The sequence below is a fragment of the Streptomyces sp. GL_140 genome (assembly GCF_057834465.1).
The window spans coordinates 4,606,806-4,629,289 of the sequence record NZ_CM174404.1; the positions used below are offsets into that span (position 1 = coordinate 4,606,806).

A 22,484-nucleotide genomic window follows, 5' to 3' on the forward strand; every position below is an offset into this window, starting at 1 on the left:
GGTGCACCCAGAACAGAGACGGACGGACACACAGATGAGCAACGAGAACGGCGCCGGCGCGGTCGGCAACGAGGCGAAACTGCGCGACTACCTCAAGCGCGCACTGACCGATCTGAAGAAGGCCAACGGCCGCCTCCGCGAGGTGGAGGCCGAGAAGTCCGAGCCGATCGCGATCGTGGCCATGGGCTGCAGGCTCCCGGGCGGGGTCACCTCCCCGGAGGAGCTGTGGCAGCTGGTCGATTCGGGTACGGACGCCATCACCGAGTTCCCCGACAACCGCGGCTGGGACCTGGAGAAGCTGTACCACCCGGACCCGGACCACACCGGCACCTCGTACGCCCGGCACGGCGGATTCCTTCACGACGCGGGCGAGTTCGACGCCGCATTCTTCGGGATCTCGCCCCGCGAGGCCCTCTCGATGAACCCCCAGCAGCGGCTGCTGCTGGAGACCTCCTGGGAGACCTTCGAGCGGGCCGGCATCGACCCGACCGGACTCCAGGGCAGCAGCGTCGGCATCTTCGCCGGCGTCATGCACCACGACTACGCCCCGATGGGGCAGCGGATCCCGGCCTCCGTCGAGGGCATGCTCGGCATCGGCAACTCGGGCAGCGCCACCTCGGGCCGCGTCTCGTACACGCTGGGCCTCGAAGGCCCGGCGGTGACCATCGAGACGGCCTGCTCGTCCTCCCTGGTCGCCATCCACCTGGCCACGCAGTCCCTGCGGCAGGGCGAGTGCACGATGGCGCTGGCCGGCGGCGTGGCCGTCATGGCCACCCCGGACGGGTTCATCGAGTTCTCCCGGCAGCGCGGTCTCGCCGAGAACGGCCGCGCCAAGGCCTTCTCCGCCGCGGCCGACGGCACCAACTGGTCCGAGGGCGCCGGCCTGCTCCTGCTGGAGCGGCTGTCCGACGCCCGCCGCAACGGCCACCCGGTGGTCGGCGTGATCCGCGGTACGGCCGTCAACCAGGACGGCGCGTCCAACGGCCTCACCGCCCCCAACGGTCCGGCCCAGCAGCGCGTCATCAAGGCGGCGCTGGCCAACGCCCGGCTGACCACGGCCGACGTGGACACCGTCGAGGCGCACGGCACCGGCACCGCGCTGGGCGACCCGATCGAGGCCCAGGCGATCCTGGCCACGTACGGGCAGGACCGCCCCGGGGACCGCCCGCTGTGGCTCGGTTCCCTGAAGTCGAACATCGGCCACGCCCAGTCGGCGGCCGGTGTGGCGGGCGTCATCAAGATGGTCGAGGCGATGCGCCACCAGGTGCTGCCGAAGACCCTGCACGCCGAGGAGCGCACCCCGAAGGTCGACTGGTCGGCGGGCGCCGTCGAGCTGCTGACCGAGGCCCGCCCGTGGGTCCGCGACGAGGACCGGCCGCGCCGTGCGGGTGTCTCCTCCTTCGGCGTGAGCGGCACCAACGCCCACGTGGTCATCGAGGAGGCCCCGGCCGATGAGTCCGAACTCTCCGAGCAGGTACGGGAGTTCCACGGTGAGCTGGCCTTCACGGTGTCGGCGAAGTCTGCGCAGGGCCTGAAGGCCCAGGCCGCGCGACTGGCCGACCTGCTGGAATCCGGGTCCTCGCCCGCGCTGCTGGACGTGGCGCACTCGCTGGTCACCACCCGTGCGGCGCTCGAACACCGCGCGGTGGTGGCCGCCGCCGACCGGGCCGACGCGATCGAGGCCCTGCGCGCCGTGGCCGCGGGCCGTCCGGCCCCCGGGGCCACCTCGGGCACGGCGACGGGGGGCCGCCTGGCGGTGCTCTTCACCGGGCAGGGTGCGCAGCGCCTGGGCATGGGCCGTGAGCTGCACGCGGCCTATCCCGTCTTCGCGGAGGCTTTCGACGCGGTGGCGGGGGAGCTGGACCAGCACCTGGGCCGGCCGCTGAAGTCGGTTCTGTTCGGGGAGGACGAGGAGGCGGTGCATCGTACGGAGTTCACGCAGCCGGCGTTGTTCGCGGTCGAGGTGGCGTTGTTCCGCCTCGTGGAGTCGTGGGGTGTGCGTCCGGACTTCGTGGCCGGGCATTCGATCGGTGAGCTTGCTGCGGCTCATGTGGCGGGTGTGTGGTCGCTGGCGGATGCGGCGCGTCTGGTGGCGGCTCGTGGCCGGCTGATGCAGGCGCTGCCTTCGGGCGGTGCGATGGTCGCCATCCAGGCCACGGAGGCGGAAGTCCTTCCGTACCTCGGTGAGGGTGTGGGGATCGCTGCGATCAACGGGCCGGCGTCGGTGGTGATTTCGGGTCGTGAGGCGGAGTGCCTGGCGGTCAGGGCGAAGCTGTCGGAGCTGGGTCGCAAGACCAAGCAGCTGACGGTGAGCCACGCCTTCCACTCGGTCCTGATGGATCCGATGCTCGCCGAGTTCCGTGAGGTCGCGGCGGGTCTGGCCTACGGTGCTCCGCGGATCCCGGTGGTCTCCAACGTCACCGGCAAGGTCGCCGAGGCCGCCGAGCTGGCCAGTCCGGACTACTGGGTCTCCCACGTCCGCGATGCGGTCCGCTTCGCCGACTGCATCGGAGCCCTCCAGGACCAGGCCGTCAACGTCTTCCTGGAACTCGGCCCCGGCGGAGTCCTCACCGCGATGGGCCAGGACTGCGTCGCCGAAGACGCCGACGCCCTGTTCGTGCCCAAGCTGCGCACCGGAGTCTCCGAAGTGCGCTCGGCGGTCACCGCGCTGGGCCGGCTGCACGTGGCCGGACTGCCCGCGGACCTCCTCGCCCTGGCCCCGGGCGGGCGCCGCGTGGAACTGCCCACGTACGCCTTCCAGCGCGACTTCTACTGGCTCCAGCCGCTGGAATCCGGCGCCGACGCCGCTTCCCTGGGGCTGACCCCGGCCAATCACTCCCTGCTCGGCGCCTTCCTGCCGCAGGCGGACGGCGGAGTGCAGGGGACCGGGGTGCTCTCGGTCCGCACCCACCCGTGGCTGGCCGACCACTCGGTCGCGGGCACCGTGCTGGTGCCCGGCTCGGCCCTCGTGGACCTGGTGATCCGGGCCGGCGACGAGGTCGGCACCGGGACCGTCGAGGAGCTGGTCATCGAGGCCCCGCTGGTCCTGCCCGAGGGCGGCGGCGTCCGCATCCAGGTCGCGGTCGGCAACCTCGACGAGCTGGGCCGTCGCCCGGTGTCGGTCCACTCGACGGACCTGGACGCCGGCTCCGAGGCGCCGTGGACCCGGCACGTCAGCGGGTTCCTGCTCAAGGAGGAGCCGGCCGGCTCCTTCGACTTCGGCACCTGGCCGCCCGCGGGCGCCGAGCAGGCCGATCTGACCGGCCACTACGCCGACCGGGCCGAGGCCGGGCTGGAGTACGGCCCCCTCTTCCAGGGGCTGCGGTCCGTGTGGACCAAGGACGGCGAGGTGTACGCCGAGGTGGCCCTGCCCGAGGGGGAGACCCCGGAGGGCTTCGGTCTGCACCCGGCCCTGCTCGACGCCGCCCTCCAGGCCAGCGCCTTCGCCGTCACGGACGGCGGCGCCACCGCGGAGGAGGGCGCGGCGCTGCGGCTGCCGTTCGCCTGGAACCAGGTCACCCTGCACGCCTCCGGCGCGAACGCGCTGCGGGTGCACGCCGCCGGGTCCGGTACGGACGCGCTGACCCTGCGCCTCGCCGACCAGGCCGGGGTTCCGGTCGCCACCATCGGCTCGCTCGTCACCCGGCCGTTCTCGCCCGAGTCCTTCGACGCGGGCCGAGCGGCTCTCGCCGACGCGCTGTTCCGGCCCGACTGGGTGCCGGTCCAGGTCTCCCTGGAGACCGTGACCGGGGCCCCCGTGGAGCCGGTCCTGCTCGGCACCGACCACTCGGGCCTGAAGTCCCTCGTCGCGGCCGTCCGGTCGGGTACCCCGGTTCCGCCGGCGGTGCTGGCCGACTTCACCCGGGCGCCCTCCGACGAGGGTCCGGACCGGGTCCGCCAGCTGACCGCCCGCGCGCTGGAGCTGATGCAGGCCTGGGCCGCCGCCCCCGAGCTGGAGTCCTCGCGGCTCGTGGTCCTGACCCAGGGCGCGGTCTGCGGGGTCACCGACCCGGCCGCGGCGGCGGTCTGGGGCCTGGTGCGCTCGGCGCAGTCGGAGAACCCGGAGCAGTTCGTCCTCCTCGACGTGGACGAGGACACCGAGCCGCGGGACGCCGTATGGGCCGTACTGGCCTCGGGCGAACCGCAGCTGGCGATCCGCGCCGGGGTGGCCACCGCGCCCCGCCTCGTACGGGAGGTCCCCCCGGCGGCCGACCGGGGCGAGTCCCTGGACCGGGCCGGTACCGCGCTGATCACCGGTGGTACGGGAACCCTGGGCAGGCTGGCCGCCCGCCACCTGGTGGCCGAGCACGGCATCCGGAACCTGATCATCACCAGCCGCCGGGGCGCGGCCGCCGAGGGTGCGGTCGAGCTCCGCGAGGAGCTGGCCGGGCTCGGCGCCTCGGTGCGGATCGAGGCCTGCGACGCGGCCGACCGGGAGGCACTGACCGCGCTGCTGGAGAGCGTCCCGGCGGAGCACCCGCTGACGGCGGTGGTCCACACGGCGGGCGTCCTGGACGACGGCGTGATCTCGGCGCTCACCCCCGAGCGGCTGGACGCGGTCCTCAAGCCCAAGGTGGACGCGGCCTGGAACCTGCACGAGCTGACCCGGGACCTGGGCCTGACCGCCTTCGTCCTGTACTCCTCCATCGCGGGTACGGTCGGCAGCGCCGGCCAGGGCAACTACGCGGCGGCCAACGCCTACTTGGACGCCCTCGCCCAGCACCGCGACCGGGCCGGGCTGCCGGCCACCTCGCTCGCCTGGGGCGTCTGGGAGCAGGCCGGCGGCATGCAGGACACGCTGGCGCAGAGCGACCTGGAGCGCATGGCCCGTAGCGGCATGCGGCCCCTGACGGCCGAGACCGGCATGGCCCTCTTCGACGCCGGACTCCGCTCGGAGCACCCCGTCCTCGCCCCCGTGAAACTGGACCTCGCCGCCCTGTCCAGCCGGTCGGGAGGCGCCCCGGTGCCGTCCGTCCTGCGCGGGCTGGTGCGTCCCGCCCGCCGGGCCGCGCAGGCGGCCGCCCCCACCGGCGACTCCCTGGTGCAGCGGCTGACCGCCCTGTCCCCGAGGGAGCGCGAGCAGGCCGTCCTGGACCTGGTCGGCGAGCAGGCGGCAGCGGCGCTCGGAATGGCCGACGCGAACGGCGTGGGACCGGACCAGGCCTTCAAGGAGCTCGGCTTCGACTCGCTCACCGCGGTCGAACTGCGCAACCAACTGGCCCTGGTGACGGGCATCCGGCTGCCGGTCACCCTCGTCTTCGACTTCCCGACGCCGCAGGCCCTCGCCCGCCGCATCCAGAGCGAACTGCTCGCGGACGGCGACGGGACTGCTCTCGAGGCGGCGCAGCCGGAGCAGGTGCAGGAGCAGGAAGCGGAGCAGGACGGCGAGCTGATCGCCGACATGGATGTGGAAAGCCTCGTGGCGCGCGCACTTGCCAGCACGAGCAACTGATTCGGTCTGGAACCGGGAGAGAAGATCATGACAGTTTCCGACGAAAAGCTTGTCGCTGCCCTGCGCGCGTCCCTCACCGAGAACGAGCGTCTGAAGCAGGAGAACGCCCGCATCACCGGGGCGGCCTCCGAGCCCATCGCGATCGTGGGCATGTCCTGCCGGCTGCCGGGCGAGGTCACCTCGCCCGAGGAGCTGTGGCAGCTCGTGGCCACCGGCACCGACGGGGTCTCGGACTTCCCCAAGGACCGCGGCTGGGACCTGGACTCCGTGTACCACCCGGACATCGACCACCAGGGCACCACGTACGTCAAGGAAGCCGGACTCCTGCACGGCGCGGGCGAGTTCGACGCCTCCTTCTTCGGGATCTCCGACCGTGAGGCCCTCGGCACCGACCCGCAGCAGCGGCTGATGCTTGAGCTGGCCTGGGAGGCCTTCGAGCGGGCCGGGATCGACCCGCACTCGGTGCGCGGCAGCGACACCGGCGTCTTCGCGGGCCACATGTACCACGACTACGCCAACGGAGCCCAGGAGCTGCCCGAGGGGGTCAGCGGGTTCCTGGGCCTGGGCAAGTCCGGCAGCGTGCTCTCCGGCCGGGTCTCTTACCTGTACGACCTCACCGGGCCCTCGGTGACGGTGGACACCGCCTGCTCCTCCTCCCTGGTCACCCTGCACCTGGCGGTGCAGGCGCTGCGCTCCGGCGAGTGCTCGATGGCGCTGGCCGGCGGTGTGGCCGTGATGGCCACCCCGGACGCGTTCGTCGGCTTCTCCAGCCAGCGCGCACTGGCCCCGGACGGCCGGATCAAGGCCTTCTCCTCCACCTCGGACGGCACGAACTGGGCCGAGGGCGCGGGCTTCCTGCTCCTGGAGCGCCTCTCGGACGCCCGCCGCAACGGCCACCAGGTCCTCGCGGTGGTCCGCGGCACGGCCGTCAACCAGGACGGTGCCTCCAACGGCCTGACCGCCCCCAACGGCCCCGCCCAGGAACGCGTGATCAAGGCCGCGCTGGCCAACGCCCGCCTGACCACCGCCGATGTGGACGCGGTCGAGGCACACGGCACGGGCACCGTGCTCGGCGACCCGATCGAGGCCCAGGCCATCCTGGCGACCTACGGCCGGGGCCGCTCCGCGGACCGCCCGCTCCAGCTGGGCTCCCTGAAGTCCAACATCGGCCACGCCCAGGCCGCGGCCGGGGTCGCCGGCGTGATCAAGATGGTCATGGCCCTGCGCAACGAGGTGCTCCCCAAGACCCTGCACGTCGAGGAGCCCACGGCCAAGGTCGAATGGTCCTCGGGCGCGGTGGAGCTGCTGACCGAGGCCAAGTCCTGGCCGCGCGAGGAAGGCCGTACCCGCCGGGCGGCGGTCTCCTCCTTCGGGATCAGCGGCACCAACGCCCACGTCATCGTCGAGGAGGCCGCGCCCGTCGCCGCCCCCGCCGCCCCGGGGACCGTGCCCGGCAAGGCCCCGGCCGCCGTCGCCCGAGGCCCGCTGCCCTGGGTGCTCTCCGGCAAGTCCGAGCAGGCCCTGCGCGCCCAGGCGGAGCGGCTCGACGCCTTCCTCGACGAGGATCCGGAGGGCCGGGAGGCCTCCGCGTACGACATCGGCCACTCGCTCGCCCGGACCCGCAGCGCCTTCGAGAAGCGTGCCGTCCTCGTCGGGGACGACCGCGACACCCTGCGCCAGCGGCTGCTGGCCGTTGCCGAGGGCGCGACCGCCGCGACCTCGCCCGGAGTGGTGCGCGGCAGCCGGACCCGGGGCCGCCTCGCGGTGCTCTTCACCGGTCAGGGCTCGCAGCGCCTGGGCATGGGCCGCGAGCTGTACGGGACCTACCCGGTCTTCGCGGAGGCCTTCGACGCGGTGGCGGCCGAGCTGGACCAGCACCTGCCGCGTCCGCTGCGTGAGGTGCTCTTCGGGGACGACGAAGCCGCCCTCAACCGTACGGAGTTCACCCAGCCCGCGCTGTTCGCGGTCGAGGTGGCGCTGTACCGCCTCGTCGAGGCGTGGGGCGTCCACGCCGACCTCCTGGCCGGGCATTCGATCGGTGAACTGGCGGCTGCTCATGTTGCGGGTGTGTGGGATCTTCCGGATGCGGCGCGTCTTGTGGCGGCTCGTGGCCGCCTGATGCAGGCCCTGCCGTCCGGCGGCGCCATGATCGCGGTCCAGGCCACCGAGACCGAGGTGCTCCCGTACCTCGGCGAGGGCGTCGGGATCGCCGCGATCAACGGCCCGAACTCGGTGGTCGTCTCCGGCCGCGAGGACGCCGCCGAGGCACTGGCCGCGCACTTCTCCGGCCTGGGCCGGCGCACCAAGCGCCTGGTCGTCAGCCACGCCTTCCACTCGGTCCTGATGGACCCGATGCTGGAGGAGTTCCGCAAGGTCGCCGCGAGCCTGACCTACGGCGCCCCGCGCGTCCCGGTGGTCTCCAACCTCACCGGCAAGGTCGCCGAGCCCGCCGAACTGGCGAGCCCCGACTACTGGGTCCGCCACGTCCGCGACGCCGTCCGCTTCGCCGACGGAATCCGGACCCTCCAGGAGCGTGGCGCCGTCACCTTCCTGGAGCTCGGCCCCGGCGGGGTCCTCACCTCGATGGGCCCGGCCTGCCTGACCGGCGACACCGCCAACACCGCCTTCGTCCCCGCGCTGCGGGGCGACGCCTCCGAAGCGCAGAGCGCCGTGACCGCACTCGGCGAACTCTTCACCCGGGGCATCACCATCGACTGGTCGGCCCTGTTCGAGGGCGGACGCCGGGTGGAACTCCCGACGTACGCCTTCCAGCGCCGCAACTACTGGCTGGAGGCCGGAAATCCCATGACAGCGACGACGACCCTGACCGAGACCGCCGACACCACCGAAGCCGCCCAGGCCCTCGACCCGGCCGAGGCCACCAAGCAGGCCCTGCTGGCCAAGCTGGCCGGCCTCTCCGAAGCCGAGCAGACCGAGATCCTCATCGACCTGATCGTCGCCGAGTCCGAGGCGGCCCGCGAGGAGCTCGCCACCGACGAGCCCTTCGAGGACGAACTCGACGGCGACAGCCCCTTCTTCGAGGTCGGCTTCAACTCCCTCAGCGCCGTCGAACTGCGCAACCGCCTCGTCGAGGTGACCGGTCTGGCGCTCAGCCCGATGCTGCTCTTCGACTTCCCGACGCCGACCTTCATCGCCGAGCACCTGCTGGAGCTCCTGGCGGCCGAAGCCGCCTGAGCCGCCTGAACTGCCTGCCCGCGACCACCACACCCTTTGAAAGGCACCCTGATGTTCGACGCACCGACCGAGGCCGACGTCCTGATCGTCGGATACGGCCCCGTGGGCCAGCTGCTCGCCCTGCTGCTCGCCGACCGAGGCAAGAACGTCACGGTCGTGGAGAAGTGGCCGCAGGCCTACCCGATGCCCCGTGCGGTGGCCTTCGACGGTGAGGCCGCGCGCACCCTCACCGCCGCGGGCATCGGCGGGCTCATCGGCCGCATCGGCGAGCCCTCGGGCTCCTACCAGTGGAAGAACGCGGACGGGCGGATTCTCCTGGACATCGACGGCTCCGAGCGCAAGCTCTGCGGCTGGCCCGAGTCCACCTCCATGTACCAGCCGGCGCTGGAGGAGGAGCTCCAGGCCCGCGCCGCGACCCTGGCGAACATCACCGTGCACCGGGGCCACCAGGTCGTGGGGCTCCGGACGCGCTCCGACGGGGCCGAGGTCACCGCGGTCGCCGAGGACGGCACCGAGAAGACCTTCTCGGCCCGCTGGGTGGTCGGCTGCGACGGCGCGAACAGCTTCGTGCGCAGCAGGATGGACGCCGGATTCTCGGACGTCAACTTCTCCCACGACTGGCTGGTCTGCGACGTGGTCCACCACGACGGCCGCGAGTTCCACCCGAACAACCTGCAGATCTGCGACCCGGCGCAGCCGCGCACCTCCGTCTCGGCCGGACCGGGCAACCGGCGCTACGAGTTCATGCGGACGGCCGGCGAGACCGTGGAGGGGCTCAACACCCGCGAGAGCGCGTGGCGGCTGCTGAAGCTGTTCGACATCAACCCGGAGAACGCCACGCTGCGCCGCCACCACGTCTACAGCTTCCGGGCGGGCGCCGCCGAGACCTGGCACGAGGGTCCGCTGGTGCTGGCCGGAGACGCCGCGCACGTCATGCCCCCCTTCGCCGGGCAGGGCATGTCCTCCGGTTTCCGCGACGCGGGCGCGCTGGCCTGGCGGCTGGCGGCGCTGCTGGACGGCCGCGGCACCACCGAGCTGCTGGACGACTACCAGGAGGAGCGCCGCACGCACATCAAGCACGCCATCGGGATGTCCGTGAACCTCGGCAAGATCATCTGCCAGACGGATCCGAAGGCGGCCGCCGACCGGGACATGGTGATGCTCGCCGCGGCGGAGCGGGCGGCCGCCTCGGGCATCCCCTCCCAGCAGCGCTCCCCGCTCCAGCCGCTGGCCCGCGGCTTCGTCAAGCTCAACGAGAAGGGCCGGCCGATCCGCCCGGCGGGCGCCCTCTCGCCGCAGGCCCGGGTGGAGCGGGCCGGGCGGACGGGACTGTTCGACAGCGTCGTCGGACTGGGCTTCGTCCTGCTGACCACGGAGGACCCCGAGCTGCTCCTCGACACCGCCGACCGGGACTTCCTGGACGGCCTGGGCGCGCACGTGGTCCGGGTCGTCGCGGCCGGCACCCCGGCCGAGCAGGCGGGCCCCGACGCGGTGGTGGACCTGGACGAGGTCTACCTGCCGTTCCTCGCCGAGGCCGGCGCCACCTCGGCGCTGATCCGCCCCGACTTCTACGTCTACGGGGCCGCGGCCGGCCCGGCGAACACCGCCGAGCTGATCGGAGCGGTCCGCGAGGCCCTGGCCGAGACCCGGGTCCCGGCCGGGGTGTAGAACGCGCGGAGCCCCGTACTCCCGGCAGGGGTACGGGGCTCCGCGCGGTCGGGGCCTCAGCCGGCCCGGGTGGCGTTCATCCAGAGGTCGGCGGGCAGGTCCTGGCGCCGCTTGACCCGGAGCTTGCGGTAGACGCGGGTGAGGTGCTGCTCCACGGTGCTCGCCGTGATGTAGAGCTTCGTGGCGATCTCCCGGTTGGTGTAGCCCATCACCGCGAGGGAGGCCACGCGCTTCTCGGAATCGCTGAGCTCGAAGCCCTGGCCGCCCTGGCCGCTGTGACCACCGCCCTCGGCGGCGGCCGCCGCCGCGGGCTGCTCGGCGGAGCCCGACAGCAGCTCCTGCGCCAAGGGCTGCGCCTTGCAGGCGTTGGCCACGTGCAGGCCCTGGCGGAAGAGGGTGCGCGCCCTGCGGTGCTCGCCGAGCGCGTAGTACGTCCGGCTCATGTCGGCCAGCACCCGCGCCTGTTCGTACCGGTCGCCGGTGGATTCGAGCAGCTCCAGCGCCTCGGTGAGCTGCTGGAGGCCGCGGCCCGGCTGGCTGGTCGCCGCGTAGAGGCGCAGCGCCAGGCCGCGGGTGCGCGCGTTGCCGGCGCCGGGCCGCGCGAGCTGCTCGTGGACCAGCTGGCGGGCCCGGTCCATGTTGCCCAGCCGCAGGCACGCCTCGGCCGCGCCGACCCGCCAGGGCACCGGGCCCACGGCGTCGACGCCCCAGCTGCGCTGGAGTTCGCCGCAGGACAGGAAGTCGGCCAGCGCGGCGTGATGGTGGTGGGTGGACAGGTGCAGGACGCCGCGGGCCTCCAGGTAGGACAGCCCGAACCAGCTCTCGTACATGCTGTCCGGCACGCTCTGCCCCAGCTGGCGGGAGGCCTCCTCGTACTGGCCCAGCCGGGTGTGGGCGACGATCAGGCTGCCGAGCGGCAGCCCCGCCAGTACGCCCCAGGATTTGACGGGCAGCAGGGCCAGGGCCTCCCGGGCCCGCTCCACGGCCGACGTCAGATCGCCCTGCCGGACCGCGATCTCGGCCCGGATGCCGGTGAACACCGCCTGCCAGGTGGTCGCGCAGCGCTCCTGGGCGTCGATGACGAGGCGCTCGCACCAGTCCGCGGCGTTGTCGGCGCTGCCATACCGCAGCAGGGTCAGCAGCGCGAGCATCGCGGTCTCGTCGGCCCAGCTCGCACCCCGGCTCAGCCGCAGGTCCCACAGCACCTGCTCGGCGCGCTCGGCGGCGCCCGGCCGGTTGCGGGCCAGCTGGTCGGCGAGGGCCGCGGCGCGCCCGAGCCACGGATCGCTGCGCAGGGTCACGACGGTGGCGCCCCGCTGCGCCGCCGCACTGGCGGCGCCCGCCGTGCCGACGGGCCGGGCCAGCGAGGGGTGCGCCCACGACAGCCACTGCTCCAGGTCGGCCAGTTCGGAGCCGGGCCCGGTGGGCCGCTCGGTGGTGGAGGTCCGCAGCCGCTCCAGCAGCGTCGCGGCTTCCGCGGTGCGACCGTGCCACAGCAACTGCCTCAGCAGCAGGGTGGATTCGTGGAAGCCGAGGTAGCCGGCCTGTTCGGCGGCGAGCAGCGAGGCCAGGTGGCGGACGGCCGCCGAGGGGTCGCGCTGGAAGGCGGTGTGGGTGAGCCGGGCCAGGGCGGTGGCCCGCTCCTGCTTGTCGCCGCTGGAGCGGTGGGCCAGCTCCAGGCAGGCCGTGGCGGCGTCGGGCCGGTCGGCGAGCCGCTCGTGCTCGGCCGCGTCGAGCAGCACCTGGACGGCCCACGGCTGGTCGGCCCGGCCCGCCTCCAGCAGGTGGCGGGCGACCCGGTTGGGCTCCGCGCCGCCGTCGTACAGCAGCCGGGCGGCCCGCTGGTGCAGTGCGGAACGCTCGCGCGGCCCGATGTCCTCCAGTACGGCGGCGCGGGCGCGGGGGTGGCGCAGTTCGCCCTCGTCGGTGAGCAGCCCGGCGACGGCCATGGCCCGCCGGGTCGCTTCGAGCGTCTCCCGGTCGGTGGCCGCGAGGGCGGCCAGCCCGTCGGGGGTGACCTGCCCGTTCGCGGTGTCGAGCACGGCCACGGCGCGGGCCACGGCCAGGGTGGCGGGCTCGCCGCGGTGCAGGCAGCTGAGCAGGGCGAGCCCGTAGCCGCGGGCGTCTTCGTCGCCGGCGTCCTGGTCGTCGGCGAGGGCGCCGAGCAGCAGCGGGTTGCCGCCACTGAAGGAGTGCAGGGCGGCCGCGTGCAGGTGGCCCCGGTGGGGTCCCAGGCGCTCGGCGAGGAACGCGGCGGAGCCGTCCTCGGTGAGCGGGGCGACCCGGATCCGGGACAGGTGGGGGTTGCGCAGCAGTTCGGCCTGGAGGAGCCGGTGCGGGGAGGCGATGTCGGTGTTCTCCACGAGCAGCACGGCGATCCTGGCCGAGCGCAGCCGCCGGGCGAGGTGCAGCAGGACGCGCAGCGAGTGGGCGTCGGCGTACTGGGCGTCGTCCACGGCGAGCAGCAGCGGCTCGGCGGCGCAGCGTTCGAGCAGTGCGACGCACAACTCGTCGACGGTGTGCGTGATTTCGTCGCCCGGGGCGGATTCGGCGGCCGTGACGGTGGAGGGCAGGCCGTCGGTGGACAGGCCCGCGGCGCGCAGCAGCTGCTTGGCGGCGCCGAAGGGGAGGTCCTGGTCCGACCGGGAGCAGACCGCGTGCAGCAGCCGGAATCCGGCGGCTTCGGCCCGGTCGGCGAAGACGTGCAGCAGTTCGGTCTTGCCCGTCGCGGACGGGCCTTCGAGCAGCACCATCCGGCCCTTGCCGGACCGGGCCGCCTCCTGGATCAGGTGCAGACGGCCTAGGTGTTCGTCCCGCTCGACAAGCATTGCTCCCCCAATGGTGATGACCGTCCACCGGCCGCGGCGCCACTATCGGGGAGGGCGTGTCACTGACCGGGAACCGTGCATCCACCGCGCCGAACGCGCCGGTCCGGCCCTCGGGGATGTGGAGGACCGGACCGGTGCGGGGCGCCGAACGGGCCGCTCCCGGAGGGGAGTTGGGGCGGCCGGGGGAGTGTTCAGCTGGTGACCACCGACGGGAGCAGGGCGAGAAGCTCCGCCGGCTCGTCGAGGGCCGCGTCCGGGAAGGTGGCCAGCAGGTCGGCCGAGTCGGACTCGCCCCACAGCGCGGCCACGGCGGCGATGCCGGCGCCGCGGGCGGCGGCGATGTCGGTGACGGCGTCACCGAGCATCAGCGCCTCCTCGGCACGGGCCCCGAGCAGGTCCAGGGCGTGCAGGACGATGTCCGGGGCGGGCTTGGCGCGGGCCACCTCGTCCGAGCCGATGACGTGGTCGAAGAGGTGGATGACGTCGAGCTGGGTGAGCAGGTGCCGGGCCCGGTCACCGGCCTTGCCGGTGGCTATCGCGGTCCGGAAGCCGCGGGCGCGCAGCTCCTCCAGGACCTCGCGGACGCCGGGGAAGAGGGGGACCAGATGTGCGAGGCGATAACTCTCCCGGACGAAGGGGCCCTCCATCGCCAGCGGCAGGCCCATGATCTTCATGATGTCGGGAAAATATCGCCCGAGGTGGCGCTCGTACTCCTCGAACGGAGCCTTTCCGTCACCGACGACCTCGGCGTAGGCGAGGTTGAAGGCCTCGCGCATGACCGGGAAGCTGTCCACGATCACTCCGTCGAGATCGAAGACGATCACGCTCTTGGGATGTTCGAACGCGAGGGTGCGGGCGGAGGCGTGCAGGGCTGTACCAGTGTTCACGGGGATCTCCCAGAAGACGGTGTGTGCGGGGTGGAGAGGAGCGCGAGGAGTACGGGCGCCGCTCAGCGGGCGGACGCGAGTTCCTGCCGACGGGACCGCGCGCGGCGCGCCGAGGTGTAGATGCGCTCGATCACGGCGATGGTCCGGCGGGTGTCCTCGACGGCCTTGCCCCGGGACGCGGGATCGGCGAGCAGGGCCGGCAGTGCATCGAGCTGACGGTCGTACTCGGCCCCGATCGGCTCTTCGTCGAACGCGATCGGCGTGGTGTCGCCCGCCCTGGTCAAGGACAGTTCGCCGCCGCCCGCCCGGTTGGGGCTGAATCCGAAGGTGCACCGCAGCGAGGCCGTTCCCGAAGCGCCCTCCACCTTGATCACCGTGCTGTCGAGGGCCTCGTGGGAGGCCCAGCTCGCACGCAGCGAGACCGAGACCCCGTCATCGGTGACCAGGAAGCCGCGCGCGGTGTCCTCCACGTCGCCGCCGGACGTGGACCGGTCCGCGTCCTCGTGCCGCCAGGAGGCGCCGTGCGAGGCGGCCGCGATGAAGTCGTCGGACACGGATCCGGCGATCTCCTCGTACCCGGCGGTGCCGACCAGCGGCGAGACCGTGTCCAGCAGGTGCCAGCCGAGGTCCACCAGGGCGCCCCCGCCGGACAACTGGCTCTGGGTGAACCAGCCGCCGGCGTCCGGGACTCCGCGGGCACGGACCCAGGAGACGTCGATGTGCCGCAGCGGCCCCAGCCCGGCCGCGGCCTCGCGCAGCGCCATCACGTCGGCGCGGTAGCGGGCGGCGCTGCCGGCCAGCAGGACGGCCCCGCCGGCCCGCTCGGCGGCGGCGAGTTCGTCCGCCTCGGCCGAGTTCAGGCAGACCGGCTTCTCCAGGAAGACCGGGATGCCGCGCTCCAGCAGCCTGCAGGCGACCTTGCTGTGCAGGTGGTTGGGGACGGCGACGACCGCGAGGTCCGCGAGGTCGGGGGTCAGCTCGTCGATGCCGGACAGGGCGAGCACGCCCGGACCGGTCTCGGCGGCGACCTCCTGGGCGATGGGGGAGGGGTCCACCACCGCGGTCACCTCGAACGCCGGGTGGGCGGCCAGACGGGACAGCCAGATCGACCGTCCCGCCCAGCCCAGGCCCACCACGGCCACCCGGAGCGGGGAGCTCACTCGGCGGCCAGTTCGTCGGAGAGGATGTTCGCGATCGCGTGCATCTGCTCCTCGGTGCCGAGCAGGGTGCGGTGGTGCAGCCAGATGGCGTCCGCGTAGATCGCCTCGGTGTTGGGGCAGCGGGCGGCGATCTGGTCGACCGTCTCCGCGGGGGCGCCGGTCTCCCAGAAGCCGTCCGAGCGGTAGATCGCACGGAAGGCGGCGAAGGCCGGCAGACCGCGGGCGATCAGTCGGTCGACGAGCGCGTTGCGGCGCTCGGCGGTCCAGCCCGGGAGTCGGAACATCGCCATGTAGTGCGGGTTGCGGGTGATGCGCGGGTCGATGTGCTGCGGCACCACGCCGGGTATCTCGGAGAGCAGCCCGGACAGGATCGGCCAGTTGTGCTCGCGGGTGTCGATCTGACCGCCGAGGCGGGCCAGCTGGGCGCGGAGCACGCCCGCCGAGAACTCGTTCATCCGGAAATTGGAGCCGGAGGTCTTGTGGAAGTAGTAGCGGTCGCTGTGCGGACGGCCGCAGCTGTGCCGCAGGAACGCGGTCTCGAACTGCTCCGCGTCGTTGAAGGTGACCAGGCCGCCCTCGCCCGCGGTCATCAGCTTGCCGTTCTGGAAGCTGAACGCCGCGACGGCGCCGAACTCGCCGACCTTCTTGCCGTCCCACTCGGCGCCGTGCCCGTGCGCGGCGTCCTGGATCAGCGGGATGCCGCTGTCCGCGGACAGCTTGCCGAGTGCGTCCATGTCCGCGATCTGACCGGCCATGTGCACCGGCATGATCGCCGCGGTGCGCGGGGTGATCGCGGCGGCGACGGCGGCCGGGTCGATGTTGTAGGTGAAGGGGTCCACGTCGACGGGGACGGCCACGGCACCGAGCCGCTGCGCCGCCTGCGAAGAGGAGATGAAGGTGAACGCGGGCACGATGACCTCGGTGCCCGGGCCGACGCCGAGCACCTGGAGGGCGAGCTCCAGCGCGTGGGTGCCGTTCGTCACCGCCAGGGCGTACTCGGCGCCGTGGTAGTCGCCGAACTCGCGCTCGAAGGTGGTGACCTCGCTGCCACCCATGCGCCACCACTGACCCTGCTCGAGGGCACGGATCAGTCCGGTGCGCTCCTCGTCCCCGAATTGGGGCCAAACGGGGAAGTCCGGAGTCTGCCGGGAAAGCTGGCTCATTTTTCTCTGCTCCCTGTGAGTCAAATGCTGGGCGGAAATTTACTGGCTGACGGCGGGAGCGTCATCCCCTATGCATCCCCCTATGGAGCCCTTGCGGAAAGCCCCGAAAAGGCTCACCGGCAAGACCGTTGAAAGAGTGTTGTAGCTTTCCCGGTAAAAGCGGTGCCGTTGCGGAACGGCACCCCGAAGGCGGCCCGCCGCGCACCGTGGAAAATGCCGCGAAAAAGCCGGAACGAATTCCTGCCCGATGACCCGAGAGTGGATCGAGGTCCCCCGATGACGTACGAAGACCCCTGGCTCCGCCGCTTCCAGCCCGCCCCCGAGGCGCCCGTCCGGCTGGTCTGCCTCCCGCACGCGGGCGGCTCGGCGAGCTTCTACTTCCCCGTGGCCCGCGCGCTCGCGCCCGCGATGGACGTACTGGCCGTCCAGTACCCCGGCCGCCAGGACCGCCGGCACGAGCCGGGCATCACCCGCCTCGCCGAGCTCGCCGACCGGATCACCGAGGCCCTGCTGCCCTGGGCCGACCGCCCGCTCGCCCTGTTCGGCCACAGCATGGGCGGACTGCTCGGCTACGAGGTCGCCGCCCGGCTGGAGGACGCGGGCACGGCCCCGGCCGCGCTGTTCGCCTCCGCGCGCCGAGCGCCCTCCCGCCACCGGGTGGAATCCGTCCACCTGCGCTCGGACGCGGGGGTGATCGAGGAGCTCAAGCTGCTGGACGGCACCGATTCCGGGATGCTCATGGACGACGAACTGCTCCGGATGATCCTTCCGGCGCTGCGCAGCGACTACGAGGCCATCGAGACCTACCGGCACCAGCCGCGCCCGCCGCTGTCCACCCCGGTCGTGGTCCTCACCGGGGACGACGACCCCCAGGTGACGGCGGACGAGGCGCAGGCCTGGTCGGCGCACACCTCCGCGGGCTTTTCCCTGCACACCTTCAAGGGCGGCCACTTCTATCTGACCCGGCACCAGACCGAGGTCCTGGACATCATTCGCCGCACGGTCGTCAAGGAATGCGCGGCGCAGCCGGTCGGGTAAAGGGGCCGGGCCGGGCCGGCGCGATTGCAGTCCGCATCCCATCGGCCCGTATCCCGCCGACCCGTATCCCATCGGTCCGAATACCGCGCGATGGGCGGACGATTACCGGTCGCTGAGTTAATCGGGGGCGCGGTATCCGCCGTCACCGTTGGCTACTTGGGAGTGCCCACATGCAGAGCAGGCGAACCATCCTCCGTGCCGGTGCAGGACTGGCCCTCACGGCAACGGCCGTGGGCGCCGGCACCCTGCCGGTATTCGCCGACGCCACCGGTTCCGGTACCGGATGGGCCGGCCTCGCGGCGCGGATCCAGGGCGACATCGTGCTCCCCGTCGACCCCGGCTACGACGCGGCCAAGGAGCTGCAGATCGCGGCCTTCGACTCGGTCCACCCGCAGGCCGTCGCCTACCCCGAGACCCCTCAGGACGTCCAGGCGCTGGTGAACTACGCCCGCAACAACGGCATCTCCGTACGGGTCCGCAGCGGTGGCCACAACTTCAACGGCTGGTCCACCGGCGAGGGCCTCGTCATCGACACCTCCCGCCTCAACCACGCCACGGTCGGCAGCTCCACCGTAAAGATCGGCCCGGGTCTGCAGTCCATCGACGCCCTGCACGCCCTGGCCCCGTACAACAAGCAGGTCATCGCGGGCACCTGCCCGACGGTGGCCCCCGGCGGGTTCATATCCGGCGGTGGCATCGGCTTCCAGACGAGGAAGTTCGGCCTGGGCAGCGACCGGCTGCGCTCGGCCCAGATCGTCCTGGCCGACGGCCGTCTGATCCGCGCCTCGGAGACCTCGTACTCCGACCTGTTCTGGGCCCTGCGAGGCAGCGGCGGCGGCAACTTCGGCGTCGTCACCGAGTTCGAGGTCGCGCCGATCGACCAGCCGCGCATGGTCTTCTTCTCCACCATGTGGTCCTGGGACAAGGCCGAGCAGGTCTTCGCGGCCTGGCAGACCTGGCAGCTCAACTCCTCCGTCAACCTCGGCTCCGCGCTGATCTACAACCTGCCCGACGCCGCCCCCGGCAACGTCCCGATGGTGATCATCACCGGTGGCTACCACGGCCCCGAGTCCGAGGCCCAGGCCGCGCTCGCGCAGCTGACCTCGCTGGTCGGCGCGCAGCCGACGAGCACCTTCGCGAGCGACCTGCCGTACGCCGACGCCATGAAGACCGCGTACGGCTGCGGCGACCTCACCCAGGAGCAGTGCCACCGCACCGGCACCGGTCCCGAGGCGCACCTGCACCGCACGGCCTTCCAGCGCGACGCGTACCGCATGTTCAACCAGCCCTTCACCCCCACCCAGATCTCCAGCGTGCTCAGCACCCTGGACGCCAACCGCGTGGCCGGCCAGCGCCGCGTCGTGCACTGCATGGCGGTCGGCGGCAACGCCAACAACATCTCCCCCACGGCGACCGCCTACGTGCACCGCCAGGCGAACTTCGTCATCGGCTACGTCGGCCAGCTCGACGCGCCGACCCCCGAGTCCGAGGCCGCCGCCTCGGCCTTCGTCCAGACCGGCGCGAACGTCCTCAACCCGATCAGCAACGGCGCCTACGTCAACTTCCCCGGCTCCAGCCTTCCGGACTGGGCGACGCAGTACTACGGCGACAACTACCTCCGTCTGAAGAAGGTGAAGAAGGCCTACGACCCGAACAACTTCTTCCGCCACCCCCGCAGCATCGGCAGCCTCGGCCAGTAGTTCCACGGACGCCGGCCCGACCCCACGCACACACCCCCGCCAGTTACACAGAAATGGGTATGGAAGTGACTTCCACCTCTCCCCAGGCGTCCACTGGACGGCCTGGGATCGCGATGGCCCTCATCGCGTTCTGCATGCTGATCTTCTCCATCGATTACAACATCGTCTACGTGGCCCTGCCTGAGATCGGCAAGGACCTCGGCTTCACCGCCCAGTCGCTCCAGTGGGTCGTCAGCGCCTACGCCGTCGGCCTCGGCGGCGCGATCCTCTTCGGCGGCCGTGCCGTCGACCGCCTCGGCGCCCGCGTGATGCTCGTCCTCGCGCTCGCCCTGTACGGCGGCGCCTCCGCGGTCGGCGGCCTCGCCGGCAGCCCCGGTCTGCTCATCGCGATGCGCGTGGTCCAGGGCCTGGGCGGCGCGCTGCTCTTCCCCGCGACCCTGTCGCTGATCAACAGCTCCTTCAAGGAAGGCGCCGAGCGCAACAAGGCCTACGCCCTGTGGGGTTCGGCCGGCGCCTCCGGCTCGATCATCGGCTCCCTCGCCGGCGGCGTGCTCACCGACTACCTCGGCTGGGCCTCCGTGTTCTACGTGAACATCCCGCTCTGCGTCCTCGCGATCGTCGGCATCTTCGCCTTCGTCGCCCCCGACGTCCGCTCCGGTGACGGCGGCAAGTTCGACATCCCCGGCGCGCTCATCGCCACCGGCGCCTCGACCCTGCTCGTCTACGGCCTCATCAGCGGCCCCGAGGCCGGCTGGACCTCCGTCAGCACGATCACCACGCTCGCCGTCGGTGCCGCGCTCGGCGTCCTGTTCTTCATCGTCGAGTCGAAGACCAAGGACCCGCTGGCCCCCGCGCACATGTGGAGCTACCGCGGCCTGGTGACCGCGATCCTGGTCGTCTTCGTCTTCCAGGGCGTCATCAACACGCTGAACTACCTCTTCTTCGTGCACCTGCAGACCGTCATCGGCTACTCCCCGCTCCAGGCGGGTCTCGCCTTCCTGCCGATGAGCGCCGTCGCGATGCTCGGATCGGGCAAGCTGCTGCCGTTCGTCGTCCAGAAGTGGGGCGTGCGCTACGCCCTGTTCGGCGGCCTCTCCGGCCTCGGCGCCTCCATGATCGTGCTGGCCTTCACGATGTCCGAGAGCACCAGCTTCTGGCCGCTGCTCCCCGGCGTCCTGATCTGGGGCCTGTTCGCCGGCATGCTCTACCCGGCGATCTTCATGGCGGCCGGTTCCAACGCCGCCCCGCACGAGCAGGGTGTCGCCTCCGGCCTGACCCAGACCATCGCCCAGCTGGGCGGTGGCATGGGCATGGCCGCGCTGATCGCGGTCGCCAACTCGGGCCTCGACCTCGGTGAGGGTGCCTCGAACGCGGCCGGCGAGGTCCTGAACGGCCTGCAGAACTCGGCGCTCGTCGGCGGCATCGCCGCCATCGCCGGTTCGTTCCTGGCCTTCTTCCTCAAGACGCAGGCCGCCCCGGCCGAAGCGGCCGAGCCCGCCGCCGCGGCCGCCGCCGAGAAGGAGAAGGTCACCGCGTCCTGACGCCCGTACCTTCGGCGGAACGAAATCCGCTGATCCGCAATTCGCCCTGCCGGACATCCCGGCAGGGCGAATTGCATTGTGATTCCGTGCGGGATTTCCTAATAGGGGGTTGTGCGGGGTGTCTTCCGTGTGCCGGCGAATGGGAATATTGCTGGCGAAGGCAAAGGGCCGTCGCACTCGGCCGGAATCAATCGACGAATGAAGGACGCCGCACATGTATAACGTCGAGGCATACCTGGCGCACCTCGGCCACACCGGGTCCCTTGAGCCCACCGTGGAGACCCTCCGAAGCCTGCACAGCGCGCACCTGCGTACGGTCCCGTTCGACAACTCCGTGAACGCCGAGCGCGGCGACTACATCTGGGACTACGTCGAGATCGACGTGGACAAGTCCTTCGACGAGATCGTGACCGGCGGCGCCGGCGGTACGTGCTTCGAGCTCAGCGGCCTGTTCCGCAAGCTCCTCACGGACCTGGGCTTCGACGTGGACATCCTCGCGGCGGGCGTGCGCGGCCCGGACGGCGGATTCGGCCCGGACCTGGAGCACCTCTTCATCGGCGTGAACATCGACGGCGACGTCTGGCTGGCCGACACCGGCTTCGCCGGCCCGTCGTTCATCGACCCGGTCAAGGTCGGCCCCGAGGCCCAGGAGCAGTACGGCTGCGCCTACCGCGTCGTCGAGGACGAGGGCTACCAGGTCCTCCAGCGCAAGACCCGCGAGACGGACTGGCACCACGTCTACCGCTTCAAGCAGACCGCCCGCAGCCTCTCGGAGTGGAACCGCGACCCCTCCCAGCCGGTGCCGGTCAGCCCCGAGTGGAACTGGGCGGGCGAGCTGGTCTCCAACCGCACCGTCATCCGCGCCCGCGCCCTGGAGAACGGCTCGGTCATGCTGGTCGGCCGCCGCTGCCTGACCGTCGAGGACGGGCACGAGAAGTTCCGGGTCCTGGTCAAGGCCGACGACTTCGACTCCGTCGTCAACACCATCCTGCGCAAGGCCGCCTGACCGAGGGCGAAGAAGGAGCGGGGCGCACCGGCCTGGATCTGGCCGGTGCGCCCCGCTCCCGTTCCCGTTCCCGCTCCCGTTTCCGCTCGTGTACGCCGCTCTCAGCCCCGTGCGGCCCTGCGCCGGTCGTAGGCGGGGGAGAAGGCGCGCAGCAGCCGGGTGGTCGCGGCGAAGTCGATCTGTCCCGGGGCGAAGCTCTCGCCGAAGAAGGAGTAGGTGATCCGCGAACCGAGCCCGGGGAAGAAGACGCGCGAGGCGCTGCCCTCCGCGCCCATCGCGATGACGGTCAGGGGGACGTCGCCGCCCGCCGTCAGCAGCAGCGCGGCGAGCCGCTTGAGGTCCTCGGGGGAGCGGGCCATCGTGGACACCTTGACGAGGTCGGCGCCGGCCGCCTTCGCCTCGGCGACCACCGCTTCGAGCTCGGCGGTCCCCGGAGTGCGGTCGAAGTCGTGGAACGAGACCACTGCCAGGGTGTCGTGCTCGTGCGCCGCGGCGATCACCTCGGCCAGGATCTCCCGGGAGGAGAGCTCCACGTCCACCGCGTGGACGTGCGGGGCCACCGCGCGGAAGAGCGCGAGCCGCTCCTCCTCGGTGCCCTCCCACGCGCCGCCCTCGGCCGCCGAACGGATCGTGGCCAGGAGGGGTATCGAGACGAAGGCGCGGACCTGGGCGAAGACGTGCTCCTCGTCGGTGCGGGAGAAGCCGTCGATGCGCAGTTCGGCGATGTCCACGCCGGCCTCTTTCGCCTCCCGGGCGTTGTAGTCGTTGTCGGTGTCGCCGAAGCTGACGGCGACCAGGGGGGCGCCGGCGCGGAGCAGGGCGCGCATCGTGTTCATCTTCTTCACA

The 22,484-nt window shown here is 72.2% G+C and carries 10 protein-coding genes and 2 pseudogenes; 7 read left to right on the forward strand and 5 right to left on the reverse strand.

Annotated elements, in window-relative coordinates:
* Position 1 precedes the first annotated feature (1 nt).
* From AC3IYJ_RS21520 to mhpA, 3 genes and pseudogenes are all read left to right on the forward strand, one after another.
* Positions 2-8,254 (forward strand): annotated as a pseudogene (locus AC3IYJ_RS21520) (SDR family NAD(P)-dependent oxidoreductase); the annotation flags it as partial.
* 219 nt (positions 8,255-8,473) lie between these two features.
* Positions 8,474-8,647, forward strand: a pseudogene (locus AC3IYJ_RS21525) (acyl carrier protein); the annotation flags it as partial.
* A 51-nt stretch (positions 8,648-8,698) separates the two neighbouring features.
* A complete protein-coding gene (mhpA, locus tag AC3IYJ_RS21530; RefSeq protein WP_489396416.1) occupies positions 8,699-10,315 on the forward strand; it encodes a bifunctional 3-(3-hydroxy-phenyl)propionate/3-hydroxycinnamic acid hydroxylase MhpA in 1,617 nt (538 codons plus the stop codon).
* Positions 10,316-10,371: 56 nt separating this feature from the next.
* Here the strand turns inward: mhpA and AC3IYJ_RS21535 are convergent, their stop codons facing one another.
* From AC3IYJ_RS21535 to AC3IYJ_RS21550, 4 genes are all read right to left on the reverse strand, one after another.
* The gene (locus AC3IYJ_RS21535; protein ID WP_489396417.1) at positions 10,372-13,143 is read right to left on the reverse strand and encodes a helix-turn-helix transcriptional regulator; all 2,772 of its coding nucleotides are present in this window, start codon (positions 13,141-13,143) and stop codon (positions 10,372-10,374) included.
* 191 nt (positions 13,144-13,334) lie between these two features.
* Positions 13,335-14,012 (reverse strand): HAD-IA family hydrolase, encoded by a 678-nt coding sequence (locus tag AC3IYJ_RS21540; RefSeq protein ID WP_489402880.1) that lies wholly within the window; start codon positions 14,010-14,012, stop codon positions 13,335-13,337.
* An 80-nt stretch (positions 14,013-14,092) separates the two neighbouring features.
* Positions 14,093-15,190 (reverse strand): Gfo/Idh/MocA family protein, encoded by a 1,098-nt coding sequence (locus tag AC3IYJ_RS21545; protein ID WP_489396418.1) that lies wholly within the window; start codon positions 15,188-15,190, stop codon positions 14,093-14,095.
* The gene (locus AC3IYJ_RS21550) at positions 15,187-16,353 is read right to left on the reverse strand and encodes a DegT/DnrJ/EryC1/StrS family aminotransferase (protein ID WP_489396419.1); all 1,167 of its coding nucleotides are present in this window, start codon (positions 16,351-16,353) and stop codon (positions 15,187-15,189) included. Before AC3IYJ_RS21550 ends, AC3IYJ_RS21545 begins: the two co-directional genes overlap by 4 nt.
* Positions 16,354-16,629: 276 nt before the next feature.
* Here AC3IYJ_RS21550 and AC3IYJ_RS21555 point away from each other — a divergent pair, with 276 nt between their 5' ends.
* From AC3IYJ_RS21555 to AC3IYJ_RS21570, 4 genes are all read left to right on the forward strand, one after another.
* A complete protein-coding gene (locus tag AC3IYJ_RS21555) occupies positions 16,630-17,391 on the forward strand; it encodes a thioesterase II family protein (protein ID WP_489396420.1) in 762 nt (253 codons plus the stop codon).
* Positions 17,392-17,561: 170 nt separating this feature from the next.
* Positions 17,562-19,091, forward strand: a complete 1,530-nt coding sequence (locus AC3IYJ_RS21560; RefSeq protein WP_489396421.1) for an FAD-binding oxidoreductase — start codon at positions 17,562-17,564, stop codon at positions 19,089-19,091.
* Positions 19,092-19,204: 113 nt separating this feature from the next.
* Positions 19,205-20,632, forward strand: coding sequence for an MFS transporter (locus tag AC3IYJ_RS21565; protein ID WP_489396422.1), 1,428 nt, complete (start codon positions 19,205-19,207; stop codon positions 20,630-20,632).
* Between the two features lie 214 nt (positions 20,633-20,846).
* Positions 20,847-21,638, forward strand: a complete 792-nt coding sequence (locus AC3IYJ_RS21570; RefSeq protein WP_489396423.1) for an arylamine N-acetyltransferase family protein — start codon at positions 20,847-20,849, stop codon at positions 21,636-21,638.
* Between the two features lie 101 nt (positions 21,639-21,739).
* Here AC3IYJ_RS21570 and aroD read toward each other — a convergent pair whose 3' ends face one another.
* Complete coding sequence (gene aroD / locus AC3IYJ_RS21575; protein WP_489396424.1) at positions 21,740-22,474, reverse strand: type I 3-dehydroquinate dehydratase; 735 nt, start codon at positions 22,472-22,474, stop codon at positions 21,740-21,742.
* Between the last annotated feature and the right edge of the window lie 10 nt (positions 22,475-22,484).